Genomic DNA, 13,903 nt, shown 5'->3' with positions numbered 1-13,903 from the left:
TATTAATTATAGACTATGTTACCATAAAATAAATATCCCGGAAATTCAAATCATTGAATTTCCGGGACATTTGAAGTTAATTTGGCCTAAGTTTGTCCTGTGTCAACCCCTTCTGGAGCTAGGATAGCGGGAGTTTCCGTTTAGGCGGGAAGGGCACCGACAGAAGCAGCGAGAGAAAATCCCGCTGCTTCTTCGTTATGGGCCGCGTCACCCAGGCATTGCCGCTGGGGCGTTTGTCCGCCTTGATGCACCTTAGCTTTGCCAGCAGGCAGTCAATCGAGTTGTGCGGGAGAGAGACTCCCGGAGCAGCACAGTCGCGGGCCCGCTTCAGCATCATGAGCCTGATGGCGGCGGCCAGAGTGCAGATGAACAGCTTTCCAATGTACCCGGTCTGCGAGCAGCGCAGACGGTCTCCGTCTACCTGGTTCTTGAACTGGTTGAAGTCGAGTTCGACCCGTCCCCTCAGGCGATAAGCCCAAAGAGCGCGGAAGGGATCCTCTTCCTCATTGGTCCGCAGAACAAACATGCCGGCATAGCGGCAGGCGTCCCGCATTGCGTCATCTTTCCTGACCCATCTCACCGCTCCGTTCCTGCCAGAGACCATTTCTACAAAGCGCCCGCAGCTTCTCCACAGATCATCGGACCGCCTGCCGCCTTCATTGAGGGTGTCAAGCAGATCCTCGATCCTGTCCGCCAGCTGCTTCATCTCAAGCTCATCTCCTCCCGGAAAGCGGTAAAGGTGGACGTAGATCGGTTTTCCAACGGGGCCGAAATCCGTGTTCTGGGTCCAGTCTTCCTTGATCGTCTTTGCGTATACCCCGAGCCTGGAGTTGTAGAAGCTCACATTGCGCAGAGACGCGCTGTAGCGGTCAAGTGCACGCAGGATCGAGTCTTCAGCTATGCGGACGCCCTGAATGAAGCGCAGCTCGAGATCGAGCATCTTCTGCACGTTATAGAGGCTCCCATAGCCCCGGTCCGTCACAAGAACCGTGTCTTCAAGGTCGAATCCGGCGCTTTTCATTCGGTAACCGCAAAGTTCTGACTTGGTTTCATGAATCCCATCGCGACTGTGATCTTTATAGTCCGAGAAGCTTCAGGAAGAGCTGGTCGCGCCTGACGGATGTTGTGAAGCGAAATAAATTGACCACCAATTATTCAAAATGAAGTGGCCGCCCCTCCCATTTTTTTCGACATGAGAGGGTTCCATTGTGGATCGCGATTCGTTAAAACATCAGAGCAGAAAGTCGAAAGGTCTGACTTCATGCTCTCACAATCAATTCGGCAAAGTATTCTGGCACTGCACGAGCAAGGCCAGAGCATCAGGTCCATTCACCGTGCGCTGCACGTTTCTCGCCAGGCCATCAGGCGATGCATCAGAGGCATTGCTCCTCGGAAAGCCGGCCGGCATCCAGGTCCCGGCCTGGCATTCCTCCAGGCAAAGGCCGAGGAATCCAGGGCGCTTTTTCTCAGGGCAGAATGCAGCGCCCCGGTGACTGTTCGGTTGATCAAGGAAAACTATGGGGTGGTGGTGCGGCAGGACACTTTCAACCGTTTCATCAAAGATTTCCGGCACCAGGTCAAGCTTCAGAACCAGCCTTCGCCCGGCAGATTTGAGACCCAGCCGGGAGACCAGATGCAGATTGACTTTGGAGAGAAAGACGTCGAAATAGCGGGGCTGCGGACGCGAGTGCACGTTTTTGTCGCCGTCCTGGGTTACTCGAGACGCATTTTCGCCATGGCGTTTGAAAAAGAAACACAGGAGGCCTGGCTGCAGGGCATAGAGCAGGCATTTATTTATTTCCAGGACGTTCCCCGGCAGGTGATCAGCGACAACGCGGCCTCGCTGGTGGCTTCCCACAAGCGCCGGGGCGAGGTTCGCTTCACGGATCGTTACCAGTTTCTGACAGACCAGTACGATTTCACCCCTGTCGCCACCGCCGTACGCAAGCCCCGATCCAAAGGCAAGGTCGAGCGCAGCGTCGGGTACGTCAAGCACAACGCGCTGGCGGGCATGCGCTGCGAGTCTCTTGAACAGCTCAACCTGAGTCTGCGGGCCTGGTGCGGCAAGACGGCCGATCCGGCTCTGCACACCCGGGTGCTGACGCTCAGCCGCTGTGTTCCCTACCGGTGCGAGTTGCATACAGGCGCCGGTTCCCATCATGGGGTTCAGGAAGACGCGGCCGATAGAGCGCGCCCTCCTGCGCCCGGGCAGTCCGCGTTAACAGCGCGGACCTGCCCGTTCAGATGTAATACATGCCTATCGTAACGACTACAAGCGCGAACAGGCAGGGAACCGTGGTCCGTTTAACAACCAGCATGGGATTGACGTGCGCAATGCCGCACAGCACGATCAACCCGCCCGCAATAGGAGAGATGGTCCGGCCGATGCCGGCCGCAAGCTGAGCGACGGCGCCGAGCTGCACGATCGTCATCCCGAAGTCTGCCGCATAAGGCGTGATGGCTTCATTGAAGGCTAAAGCTGCCGCGTTGCCGGATCCGCAGACAACAGCCATGAGGAAGGGGCCGATGACAGCGGAGATCATGGCAATCGACCGGGAGCCCTTCATGGCTTCGATCATGGCTCCGGTCAAGCCGATGGACTTCATTCCAGCGGCGAAAAGAGAAGCGGCTGCAATTAAGATGACGATATTGTTAAATCCGTCTCCCGCCCCCTTGCAGAACTGACGCGAGATGTCACCGGGATCCTGCCTGCGAAACAGGCCCACGATGAAGCCCAGGCCGGTGCCAATCAGCATGCAGACAGGCACGGAGAAGGTTTTCGTCGGCAGTAGTCCTACCTGCTTAGAGGCGATGACGAGCAGGAAAAGAGGAACAATAGGAATGAGCGCCATGACGGGATTGACTCTGAAGTGCCTGACTTCTCCGGCCGGGCTGAGCGCCGGATGCGCTGTTCCTACGCCTTCCTTGAGAATACAGCAGATAACCGCAAGCACGACGGCTGACACGACAGCACCGCAGACGGCCGGACCAGCTTCCTGGAAAATGACGATCATGGCGTCGGGCGCAGAGATTTCTCCAGCCTTGTAAGCTATGTCGGCGATTTGAGGGTTGAACATGAGCCCGGGGCTGATCGTCGAACCCCAAGTTCCTAAAAACACGGCGGCGGCCGCCATGACCGGGTTGACCCGCAGAGTAATGAGTGCGGGAATCAGCAGGACGCCTACAGCGGCTGCTACGCCTGCTGCCGACGGCAGGACGATGTTGAGAACCCAGGTAATCAAAACAGTCCCCGGGATGACGATGGCCGGCACATGCGTCAGCGGCCGGACCAGTGCGTTGACGAGATGGTCGGAGCAGTGGGTATAGGTCATAACCGCGCCAAATCCCATCACCGTGGTGATCGTCGGAACCAGTCCTCCGTTGACCAGTTGATTGACGAAGGCGTTGACTGCAGTGCCGACGGTGACCGGAGAGCCTTCGACCAGCCAGCCGATTGCGGCCATCACAATTCCGGAGAGAGCGAGGATTAGGCGGGCTTCATAATTTTTGTAGATGAGGTAGAAAGTCAGAATGACAATGGCAATACCAATCCAGATCATAAAGATTCTCCCGTTGCTGGAAGTTTTAAGAGAGTGCCGCAGGACAGGGCTGCGGAGAAAAGTCAAAGACCGGAGGAGAGCTTTGCGCCCCGTCGCTTTTGGAGCAGAGACCTCACGTTGATCACGAGCTTGCCCAGGCTGGGAGCAAGCGGCGCGCGCGCGCCCTGCGGGGTGGTGATCAATACGCCGCCGGAGACTGGAAATTGATTGTTCTGGTAAATGATCCGGCCCGCATTGATCGTGTAGACGGCCTTCTGTCTGGCGGGATCCGCAACCGTAACGTCGGCGTCGGCACCCGGTGAAAAATGTCCCTTTGAAGTCAGCCCCATCTGGCAGGCGGCTTTGTAGCTGCTCTTCAGGACAAATTCATTTAATGACAGCGCCTTGAAGCGGACAAGGGCCAGACCGCAGGAAAGGATCACGTTGCGGGGTATTCCGCCGCCGTCAGTGCAGAAACTGTCGACAAGAAAGCGTCCGTCGGGGCGTTTGCCGACAGCGAAGAAAAAACGCGACAGCCCGGGGTTGACGCTGAAGCTTACGGGGACATCACTGTTTTTTTGCTTCCAGAGCTCAATCCCTTCAGTTGCGTTCACGAGTACGGTTTGTCCGTCCCGCAGGGCGTGAACCTGCGCGATGCCGTCCCGGATCGCTGCGGCAAGTCCCGAGCGCGTCGGTTCATATCCCGACGCGATTAGGCAGTTGCGGGTGACCCCGCTTTCAGGAATCCCTGACGAGCACCGCCCGCTGCAGCCGTTGATTGGGGAAAGGTAGGACTCTGTCTCGATTTCAGGGTGCGCAAGAAGCAACTCCTCGGCCCGCGAGAGTTCGTCCTTCAGCGGCAAGACCATGCCTCGGCAGTAGGCGTTGATGTGAGCGAGGTGAAAGGGATTCCCTGCCGCGAGCTCTATGATTTGGGACATGCCTGAAATATTGGATCCCTGCTGCGTCGTCCCGGCATGTATGGCAAGGAACGCATTGTTTTCCGCGCACAGCCGGATCAGGCTGGCCGTGGACTCCGGGGTCATCGGATAGTGTCCGCCGAGAAGCTTGACGCCGTATGCACCGTTTTCCAGAGCGGCCTCGACCGCCGCTTTCAGTTCGGCCTCATTGGGGGCAGGACCGGAAATGTTTTTGAACGGCCGCAGCTGTTCGAGCAGCGCGATGTTAAGTCCAGTACCGTAAGCGGCCAGATATTGTTTCACTGAATCGACGGGGCCGGCCATTTCCATGGCTGTGGTGACGCCCGCCGCCGCAAGCATCCTGAAGCTCATGGGACCGCCCAGCCATGAGGAGGCATGCATATGACTGTCGATGATGCCGGGAATGACCAGCATGTTCCGGGCGTCGATTTCCTTTTTGGCCGCAGCATCGCATCCTCCGGCAAAGACAATGCGGCCGTCCTTTATTCCAAGATTGCCGATCTGGTTCATATTGTTCTTCCAGTCGACAATGCGTCCGTTCCGAATGATCATATCGAGCATCTCTGTCTCCCCGATGAGTAAATATCCGACTGAGTGAAAGGCTGAAAAGATGCGCTTGTCACGCCTGCCTGATAGGAATGGGGAGGATCGTAGACTGCGGAATATGTTTTGACTATTATTAATTTTGTTGATAAAAATTAGGATAAAAGTTAACGCTTGAAACAACCGCCGGAACCGAATGTTTCAGCCTGGTTCGAAAAATTAATTAGGGGAAATTGCGATGACCGGTAAACCCCTTCGTTATCTGGAAGCCGTTGCTCAGACCGGGGCCATTTCCGCTGCCGCGCGGCAGCTGTTCGTTTCTCCGCCTTCGCTGTCGCAGTTTGTCAAGAGGCTCGAAGAGGACAACGGAATCGTGATTTTCGACCGAAGCGGCGGACCTTGGAAGCTCACACTGGAAGGAAAATATTTTCTAGACTGCGAAAGGCGTATCGAGGCCATTCTCAGGGAGCGCCACCAGTACTTCGAGGATCTCAAGACTGGTCTGTCCGGCGAGCTGAGAGTCGGGTCTACGCAGTACCGCTCGGAGACTCTTCTAAGCCGCATTCTGCCGGTTTTTGCCGAGCGTTATCCTGGAATCCGCGTTCGGATTACCGAGCTCACGACGCAGGAACTGGTGTCCGCGGCCGGTAACGGCGAGGTGGACTGCGCCTTCGTGATTTCCCGGATGATGACGAAGGAACTCGTCGGAGTAGAGGTCTATCAGGAAAATGTGCTTCTGGCGGTGCCTCGGAAATTGGCCGCAAGGGGCGGCATGAAGGTACCCGGCCCCGGCCGGCCGCCGTTTCCCCGGATTTCCTTTTCCAAGGTTGCGGACCTGCCTTTCATCATCATGAAGTCGGGTCAGGCTTTCCGGGAGTATTTTGAAATCTTGTGTGCGCGCTACGGCGTCAAGCCCGCGGTGGCGCTTGAAACGCAGTCGATTCTGACCGTGCCGGCCCTGGTCTCCGCAGGACTGGGAGCGGCATTGGTTCCGGACACGTTGTGCCCGGAGCTGGGCGAGAAGGAGGTCGAGTTCTTTTCCCTGGGCGGGGACCTGCCAGTCAACACACTGTCACTCGTCCGCAGGCGCGGCAAATATGTGCCGCGAGCCTGCCAGCTGTTTTTCGAAACAGCTTATACAGTGCTGAAAGGGTCCGGCGGACTCAGGTCTGCGGATTTTTAGCGGAGCTTCTCCCGGCTCTGGGCAGCCCGCCGGCCTTCATCCGAGCAGCATGTTGTCGGGGATGTCGGCCTCGCCCCCGGAGGCCTTCTCAAAGAGCGCGAGCAGGTCCGCCACCTGGAGCTTCTTTTTCTCCTCTCCGCGGACGTCCACGATCGCCCGGCCGTTGTGCATCATGATGAGCCGGTTGCCGAAGCGCAGCGCGTCGCGCATGTTGTGCGTGATCATGAGCGTGGTGAGGTGTCCTTCGCGCACGAACCTGTCCGTGATCGCGAGGACCTTCTCGGCCGTCTTCGGGTCGAGCGCGGCGGTGTGCTCGTCAAGCAGCAGCAGCTCCGGGCGGCGGATCGTCGCCATGAGTAGCGTCACGGCCTGGCGCTGTCCGCCCGAGAGCAGCCCCACCTTGGAGTAAAGCCGGTCCTCGAGCCCGAGGTCGAGCTGCGCGAGCAGCTCCCGGAACTTCCTGTACTCGGCGGCGTTCTCGCTCCAGCGCAGCCCCAGACGCTTGCCGCGGCGCATCGCCATTGCGAGGTTTTCCGCGATCTGCATGCCGGCGGCTGTTCCCATCATGGGGTCCTGGAAGACGCGCCCGATGAAGCGCGCCCTCAGGTGCTCGGGCATCCGCGTGACGTCCGTGTCCCCGATCACGATGCGGCCCCGGTCCACCGGGAAGACGCCCGCGACCGCGTTGAGCAGCGTGGACTTGCCCGCTCCGTTGCTGCCGATCACCGTGGCGAAGTCCCCGTCCTCGAGCCGCAGGCTTACGCCCTGCAGGGCTTTCTTTTCGTTGGGCGAGCCGGGAAAGAAGGTCTTGTAAACGTTTTCAACCAGCAGCATGGTTCAGGCCCTCCCTGAGCTGTGGCGAAGCGCCTTCAGCCTGGACTGGATGAGAGGCAGCGACAGGGCGAGCGCCACGAGGATCGCGGTAAAGAGCTTGAGGTCGTTCGGCGGCATGCCCATCTCGAGCACCGCGGCGATCACGAGGCGGTAGACGATGGAGCCGAGGATGACCGAAATCAGGCAGTTCTTGAAGCTGCGCGTGCCGAAGAGCACCTCGCCGATGATGACCGAGGCGAGGCCGATCACGATGGTGCCGATGCCCATTCCCGCGTCGGCAAAGCCGTTGCTCTGGGCAACGAGCGCGCCGCTCAGGGCGACCAGGCCGTTGGAGAGCAGCAGCCCCAGCACCACCATGCTGTCGGTGTTCACGCCCTGTGCGCGGCTCATCTGGGGATTGAAGCCGGTGGCCCGGATCGCGAGCCCGATCTCCGTGCCGAAGAACCAGTAGATGAGGCCGGTCACCGCCGCGACGGCGATGACGCCGACCAGCAGCGTCGACTGCACCTCGGTGAGGCCGGCCGAGGTGCCCAGGCTGTAGACGGTGTCGGAGCCCAGCAGCGAGAGGTTTGCGCGCCCCATCACGCGCAGGTTCACCGAGTAGAGCCCGATCATCGTGAGGATGCCCGAAAGCAGCGCCGGAATCCGCAGCTTCGTGGTGAGCAGCCCGGTCACGGCTCCCGCGGCGCAGCCCGCCGCAACGGCGAGCGCGAAGGCGGTCACAAGCGAGTGCCCCGAGGCGATGCAGGAGGCCGCCACGGCGGCGCCGAGCGGGAACGTGCCTTCAACCGAGAGGTCTGCTATGTCGAGCACGCGGAAGGTGATGTAGACGCCGAGCGCAAGCAGCGACCAGAGCAGCCCCTGCGACACGGTGGGAATGAGGATGTCAAGCATCGGAAGAGAGTCCAGGATGGAGTAAGGCGGCAGGCCGCGCCCCCAACTGCGGGAAAGCCGCATGAAGGGGGCGGCGGGAGCCTTTTATTTGATGATCTCAGCGTTCGCGCGCACGCTCTCGGGGAACTTGCAGCCGATCTCGGCGGCCGCCTTTTCGTTGAGCGTCACCTTGAAGTCCTTCTGGTAGCGGATCGCGGTGGTCTCGGGCTTGGCCTTGCCCTCGAGAATGTCGGCGCCCATGTCGCCCGTCATGCGGCCGAGCGTGTAGTAGTCGATGCCGATCGTGGCGAGCGCCCCGGACCTCACCATGCCGGGCTCGCCCGCGATCACCGGCAGCTTCGCCGGATTCGTGACCTTGACGAGGGTGGGCATGGCCGAGGCGAGCACGTTGTCGGTCGGGATGTACAGGGCCTGGACTTTGCCGACCAGGCTGTGGGCGGCCTGCTGGATGTCATTCACGTTGGAGACGGTGGCGACCTTGAGCTGCATGCCGAGCTTGCCCGCCTCGGCGCGGAAGGCCTTCACCTGAACTTCGGAGTTCACCTCGCTCGAGTTGTAGATGACGCCCACGGTCTTCACACCGGGCACGAGCTGCTTGATCAGCCCGGCCTGTTCGGCCACCGGGTTCATGTCGGAGGTGCCCGTGACGTTCGTGCCGGGCTTGTCCCGGTTCTTCACGAGCTTCGCGGACTCATAGTCCGTAATGGCGGTGCCCACGATCGGGATGGTCTTCGTGGTGTTTGCGACCGTCTGGGCCGCGGGAGTCGCGATGGCGAAGATGATGCCGCATTTGTTCGAGACGAAGCGCTGGGCAATGTTCTTCATGTTGGACTGGTCGGCCTGGGCATTCTGGCGGTCGATCTTGATTTTTTCGCCGTCACGGTATCCCCTGTCGGCGAGCGCGTCCACGATGCCTTTGTTCGCGAGATCAAGGGCAGGGTGCTCCACGAGCTGGATGATTCCCACGTTCGTCGGCGAGGCCGCCGGGGAGGCTGCGGCTGAAGAGGCGGCGGGCGAGCTGCCTTGCCCTCCGCAGGAGGCAAGCGTCAGGGCGGCCAGGCCGGCCAGCACCCAGGTCAGAGACTTCCTGTGTTTCATAGTTCTGCGACTCCCTTTCAGTTTGAGGCCCCGCCGGCCGCACGGGGCCGGAGGTAATGTTTTTTATTATGCCTTGAACCGGAAGGCCGGGAGCTTCGGAAAGGAAGGGCGGGAGAAAAAAATCGCGGAAGCTTCTGGCCTCCGCGGAAGCGGTTTCTCCGACTCCAATAGAACCCGCCTCCCGGGCGGGTCCGCCTGGCCGGTCAGGCTGCCGCGTAAAGCGGGGTCGAGTAATAGCGGTCGGCGTTGTCCGGGAAGAGGACGACGATCGTCTTGCCCGCAGCTTCCGGACGCTTGGCGATCTCGACGGCGGCCCAGAGCGCGGCGCCGGCCGAAATGCCCGACAGGACGGCATCCGTGGCGGCCACTTCCTTTCCGGCGGCAAAGGCGGCGTCGTTCTCGACGTCGATCACTTCGTCATAGACGCTGGTGTCAAGGGTCTTCGGGATGAAGCCCGCGCCAATGCCCTGGATCTTGTGCGGACCGGCCTTGCCCTGGGTGAGCACGGGTGAGGAGGCGGGCTCCACGGCCACCACCTTCACGGAGGGCTTCTTTTCCTTGAGATAGCGGCCGACGCCGGTGAGCGTGCCGCCGGTGCCCACGCCGGCCACGAAATAGTCCACGGCTCCGCCGGTCTGTTCAAAGATCTCCGGACCGGTTGACTCGTAGTGCACCTTCGGGTTGGCCGGGTTCACGAACTGTCCGGCCACGATCGAGCCGGGATCCTTTTCATGCAGCTCCTCGGCTTTCGCGATGGCGCCCTTCATGCCGTCCTTGCCCGGCGTGAGCACAATCTCCGCGCCGTAGGCCCGGATCATGCTGCGGCGCTCCACCGACATGGAGTCCGGCATGGTGATCACGACCTTGTAGCCCTTGGCGTGGCCGATGGCGGCGATGCCGATGCCGGTGTTTCCGGAAGTGGGCTCGTAGATGGTGGCGCCGGGCTTGAGCCTGCCGGTGGCCTCCGCGTCTTCAATGATGGCCTTGGCCACGCGGTCCTTCACCGAGCCGGCGGGGTTGAAGGCCTCGAGCTTCGCGATGATCTTCGCCTTAAGGCCCAGCTTTTTTTCAAGCCCGGCGAGTTCGAGAACGGGGGTATGCCCAACGAGGTCGGCAATGGAGGTAAAGACGGTCATTTGATGTTTGTCTCCGAAACAAGGCGCTTGTACGTGCGCCCGCATGAAAGAAGTCTGACGCAAGGCGCTTTCGCTGCGCGCCCGCGGCCGGGGAATTCTCTTATATCCGAGTAATTCTGTCGGATAATCTACCAGTAAACGGGTGAAAATGCAAAACCCATTCCGCGGACAGGGGAAGGGGGAGCTTCAGGGAAGAAAGACGCAGGGGCCTTTGGCGGCGTCAGAGCGCCCGGTGGTTCGCTGGGAACGCTTTCAACGAGGCCCCCCCGCAGAGCACTTCACGAGTGCGGATAAAAAGAAACCCGGCCGGAGCCGGGTTTGCGCCTTAAAAAGGTTGTCCTTCAGTCCGGACCTGTCAGATCTGGCGGATCGGGATCAGCTTCTTCGGAGTGGGCAGAACCTTGTCGTAGTTCTTGATGCCCTGCTCGGCCATCTTGCGGCGCACGAAGGCGATCTGGGTGCGCAGCGGCAGCTTCTTCGGGCAGAAGTCGTCGCAGCCGAGCAGCGACATGCAGCCAAAGACGCCGGAGTCGTCGCCCACGAGCTCGTAGTAGTCCGCGTCGTTGCGGTCGTCGCGGGGATCAAGGCGGAAGCGGGCGATCTTGTTGATTGCGACCGCGCCGACGAAGTCCGGACGCATGCGGAAGGTGCCGCAGCCGGCCACGCAGCAGCCGCACTCGATGCAGTGGTCGAGGTTGTAGAGGTCTTCCGCGAGTTGCGGATCCATCGGCTTTTCGAGCTTGCGCATGTCGATGTCGACTTCCTTCGTGTGCACCCAGGCTTCGATGCGCTCGGACATGTTGCGCATCCACTTGCCGGTGTTCACGGAAAGGTCGGCGATCAGCTCAAAGCCCGGCAGCGGGGCGAGCGTGAACTCCGTGGGCAGGTCGCGGGTCAGCGTGCGGCAGGCCAGGCCCGGCTTGCCGTTGATCAGCATCGCGCAGGAGCCGCAGATGCCGGCGCGGCAGACGAAGTCGAACTGCAGGGTCGGGTCCTGCTCGTCGCGGATGTCGTTGAGCGCGATGAACAGGGTCATGCGGTCGCCCTCGGGCAACTCGTAGGTCTGCATGTGCGGAACGCTTTCCGGATCAGCGGGGTTGTAGCGCAGAATGCTGATCTTAAGCAGACGGTGCTGGGTTTCGTTGGGTGTCTTGCTCATTTTTTTCTGTCTGCTCCTAATTAATCGTTCAGAGGCTCGTAGGTGCGCTCATTGCGGCCGCGCAGGCGCTTGGGCAGCTTGTCCTGATAGGGCATGAGGGCGTCCTGAATCTGGAAGCGGTCCTTGCCTTCGGCTTCCATCTTCGCGCGGATCTCGTCGACCTGCTTCTGGCGGGCGACGGACTCGGGGTTCTCGATGTAGTTCTTCGCGCCGTAGCCGCGGAATCCCGGAGGCAGCTCCATCTTGGAGATGTCGAGCTTCTCGTAGGAGATGTCGGGCAGGGTGGACTTCGGATCCTTCCAGGTCGTGATCGTGCGGTTGAGCCAGTTCACGTCGTCGCGGCGCGGGTAGTCCTCGCGGGAGTGGGCGCCGCGGGATTCCTTGCGGGCCAGAGCGCCGGCGGCCACCGTGAGGGCGACCTTCAGCATCTTGCGGGTGCGGTACGCGTAGACGAGCTCGGGGTTGTTGCCGACGGCGTCCTTGACCGGGATGTGGTAGGAGCGCTCGAGCAGCTGCTGCAGCTCGTCGACCGCTTCCTGCATCGCCTTGCCGTTGCGGAAGATGCCGATCTTGGAGGTCATGATCTCCTGCATGCGGGTGCGGATCTTGACGGCGTTCTCATTGCCGGTGTTGTGGATGAAGCCGTTGATCTCGTCCTGGACCTTGCGGGCGAAGTCGTAGACGATGGAGGTCGGGATGTCGATCACGTTCTCGGGCTTCTCGCAGAAGTCGGCGATGTACTCGCCCACGATCATGCCGGCCACGACGGTCTCGGCCACGGAGTTGCCGCCCAGGCGGTTGAACCCGTGCATATCCCAGCAGGCCGCCTCGCCGGCCGCGAACAGGCCCTTCAGCTGGCGCGATTCGCCGGTGTAGTCGGTGCGGATGCCGCCCATCGTGTAGTGCTGCGCCGGGCGCACCGGGATCCAGTCCTTCACAGGATCGATGCCGAGGAAGTAGTGGCAGATGTCATAGACCTCGCGCAGGTTGTGCTTGATGTGGTGCTCGCCCAGCAGCGTGATGTCGAGCCAGAGGTGGTCGCCGTACTTGGAGTGGGCGCCCTTGCCCTGGGCGATGCGCTCCTCCATGCGGCGGGAAACCACGTCGCGGGAGGCGAGCTCCTTCTTTTCGGGCTCCACGTCGGGCATGAAGCGGTAACCGTCGACGTCGCGCAGCAGGCCGCCGTCGCCGCGGCAGCCTTCGGTCACCAGAATGCCGGCCGGGAAGATGCCGGTCGGGTGGAACTGGATCGCCTCCATGTTGCCCAGCCCGGCCACGCCGGTTTCGAGGGCGAGAGCCGCGCCGATGCCTTCGCAGATCACGGCGTTCGTCGTGACGCGGTAGATGCGGCCGCAGCCGCCGGTGGCCATGGCGGTCGCCTTGGCGACGTAGGCCATCAGCTCGCCGGTGATCAGGTCACGCACGATCGCGCCGTAGCAGCGCTTGCCGTCGTGAATCAGGGCGAGGGCCTCGACGCGCTCCATCACCGGGATGTGCTCGGCGATCACGCGGTCGGAGACGGCGTTGAGCATGGCGTGGCCCGTGCCGTCGGAAGCAAACACGCAGCGCCACTTCTTCGTGCCGCCGAAATCACGCTGGCGCAGCAGCCCCTGGCATTCCTTGCGCTCGGTGATTGTGACGCGCTGGCCGTTGATCACTACCTCGTGGTCGCCGGCGGTGATGCGCGACCAGGTCACGCCCCAGGCTGCGAGCTCGCGGGCGGCCTTCGGGGCCGTGTTCACGAACATGCGGCAGACGTCCTGGTCAGCGCCCCAGTCGGAGCCGCGGACAGTATCGACAAAGTGCAGGTCTTCGTTGTCTCCCAGGCCCTTGATCATGTTGCCGAGGGAAGCCTGCATGCCGCCCTGCGCAGCCTTCGAATGAGAGCGTTTCGGGGGGCAGAGGGACAGAACAATGGCATCCTGGCCGCGGCGCTTGACCGCCACAGCCATACGCAGGCCCGCCAGCCCGGCACCGATCACCAATACGTCGGTGTAGATGATTTTCATGTTTGCTAGGTCTCCTAAGTTGGTTCGCGCGGAACCCGGCGCTTCGAGCTCCGCGAACCACGTTGATTGTGCCGAGCTCCAGGGCTCGCGTCCAATTGGGGCCGGCCGACCCCGGAAGGATCCGGGGACTGCTTCCAGTTAAAAAAGATCGACATCAGCCAGAGCACCACGGAGTCTGCATCTCCTGCGCTCTGAAAGGCAGGGAGGCGCATGCCGTGAGTCTCAGGGCGGGCAGGACGCTGTTTCGCCTTGCCGCGGGTCTGCATGCACCTCTTTGCGGATAGGTGGGATTCCCTAACCAACTTTATTTTAAAAGGACGGACGAAGTGTAGTGAACGATACGCCGTTCGAACTAGTAGGGAAAACCCTTTTAAATGCCGTTGTCCATAAGGCTGTGCCGGCTCCACGCAAACAGGGACCGGGCCGGATCACGGAATTTGATACGGAGACCGCGGCCTCCTCCCCTCGGGGAGGAGACCGTCAGAAGGAGAAACTTTATACCTATTTAGATTTATATAGTAAACACCTAATACCTTGACTTCGACCGTGTTTCCCTCCTGAAGGGAC

11 protein-coding genes are annotated in these 13,903 nt (G+C 61.0%); 2 read left to right on the top strand and 9 right to left on the bottom strand.

The window, feature by feature from the left end; all coding sequences use genetic code 11:
- Nucleotides 1–118: 118 nt before the first annotated feature.
- Nucleotides 119–1,021, bottom strand: a complete 903-nt coding sequence (locus tag MUN46_RS00650) for a hypothetical protein (RefSeq protein ID WP_285230519.1) — start codon at nt 1,019–1,021, stop codon at nt 119–121.
- Between the two features lie 171 nt (nt 1,022–1,192).
- Between MUN46_RS00650 and istA the strand changes: the two genes are divergently transcribed.
- Nucleotides 1,193–2,266, top strand: coding sequence for an IS21 family transposase (istA, locus tag MUN46_RS00645; protein WP_340309650.1), 1,074 nt, complete (start codon nt 1,193–1,195; stop codon nt 2,264–2,266).
- Here istA and dcuC read toward each other — a convergent pair.
- Both dcuC and MUN46_RS00635 read right to left on the bottom strand, forming a co-directional pair.
- Nucleotides 2,241–3,560, bottom strand: coding sequence for a C4-dicarboxylate transporter DcuC (dcuC, locus tag MUN46_RS00640; RefSeq protein ID WP_237980332.1), 1,320 nt, complete (start codon nt 3,558–3,560; stop codon nt 2,241–2,243). The genes istA and dcuC overlap by 26 nt on opposite strands.
- Before the next feature lie 62 nt (nt 3,561–3,622).
- Nucleotides 3,623–4,990, bottom strand: a complete 1,368-nt coding sequence (locus MUN46_RS00635; RefSeq protein WP_285230518.1) for an amidohydrolase family protein — start codon at nt 4,988–4,990, stop codon at nt 3,623–3,625.
- 271 nt (nt 4,991–5,261) lie between these two features.
- On the opposite strand from MUN46_RS00635, the gene MUN46_RS00630 reads away from it, so the two are divergent.
- Nucleotides 5,262–6,206: a LysR family transcriptional regulator gene (locus tag MUN46_RS00630; RefSeq protein WP_243377079.1), complete on the top strand. Its 945-nt coding sequence runs from the start codon at nt 5,262–5,264 to the stop codon at nt 6,204–6,206.
- 36 nt (nt 6,207–6,242) lie between these two features.
- Here the strand turns inward: MUN46_RS00630 and MUN46_RS00625 are convergent, their stop codons facing one another.
- The 6 genes from MUN46_RS00625 to MUN46_RS00600 all read right to left on the bottom strand — a co-directional run bounded on the left by MUN46_RS00625 (nt 6,243) and on the right by MUN46_RS00600 (nt 13,336).
- Complete coding sequence (locus MUN46_RS00625) at nt 6,243–7,040, bottom strand: ABC transporter ATP-binding protein (protein ID WP_243377078.1); 798 nt, start codon at nt 7,038–7,040, stop codon at nt 6,243–6,245.
- Between the two features lie 3 nt (nt 7,041–7,043).
- Complete coding sequence (locus MUN46_RS00620; RefSeq protein WP_243377077.1) at nt 7,044–7,934, bottom strand: ABC transporter permease; 891 nt, start codon at nt 7,932–7,934, stop codon at nt 7,044–7,046.
- 84 nt (nt 7,935–8,018) lie between these two features.
- Nucleotides 8,019–9,032, bottom strand: coding sequence for an ABC transporter substrate-binding protein (locus MUN46_RS00615; RefSeq protein ID WP_243377076.1), 1,014 nt, complete (start codon nt 9,030–9,032; stop codon nt 8,019–8,021).
- 203 nt (nt 9,033–9,235) lie between these two features.
- On the bottom strand, nt 9,236–10,168 hold the full coding sequence (cysK, locus tag MUN46_RS00610) for a cysteine synthase A (RefSeq protein ID WP_237980344.1): 933 nt from the start codon (nt 10,166–10,168) through the stop codon (nt 9,236–9,238).
- 355 nt (nt 10,169–10,523) lie between these two features.
- A complete protein-coding gene (locus MUN46_RS00605) occupies nt 10,524–11,327 on the bottom strand; it encodes a fumarate reductase iron-sulfur subunit (RefSeq protein WP_237980569.1) in 804 nt (267 codons plus the stop codon).
- Between the two features lie 20 nt (nt 11,328–11,347).
- Nucleotides 11,348–13,336 (bottom strand): fumarate reductase flavoprotein subunit, encoded by a 1,989-nt coding sequence (locus MUN46_RS00600; protein WP_237980571.1) that lies wholly within the window; start codon nt 13,334–13,336, stop codon nt 11,348–11,350.
- Nucleotides 13,337–13,903: the final 567 nt, after the last annotated feature.

The organism is Mesosutterella faecium, assembly GCF_022809315.2.
GTDB classification, from domain to species: Bacteria; Pseudomonadota; Gammaproteobacteria; order Burkholderiales; family Burkholderiaceae_F; genus Mesosutterella; species Mesosutterella faecium.
This window is presented reverse-complemented; position numbering and strand designations above follow the sequence as displayed.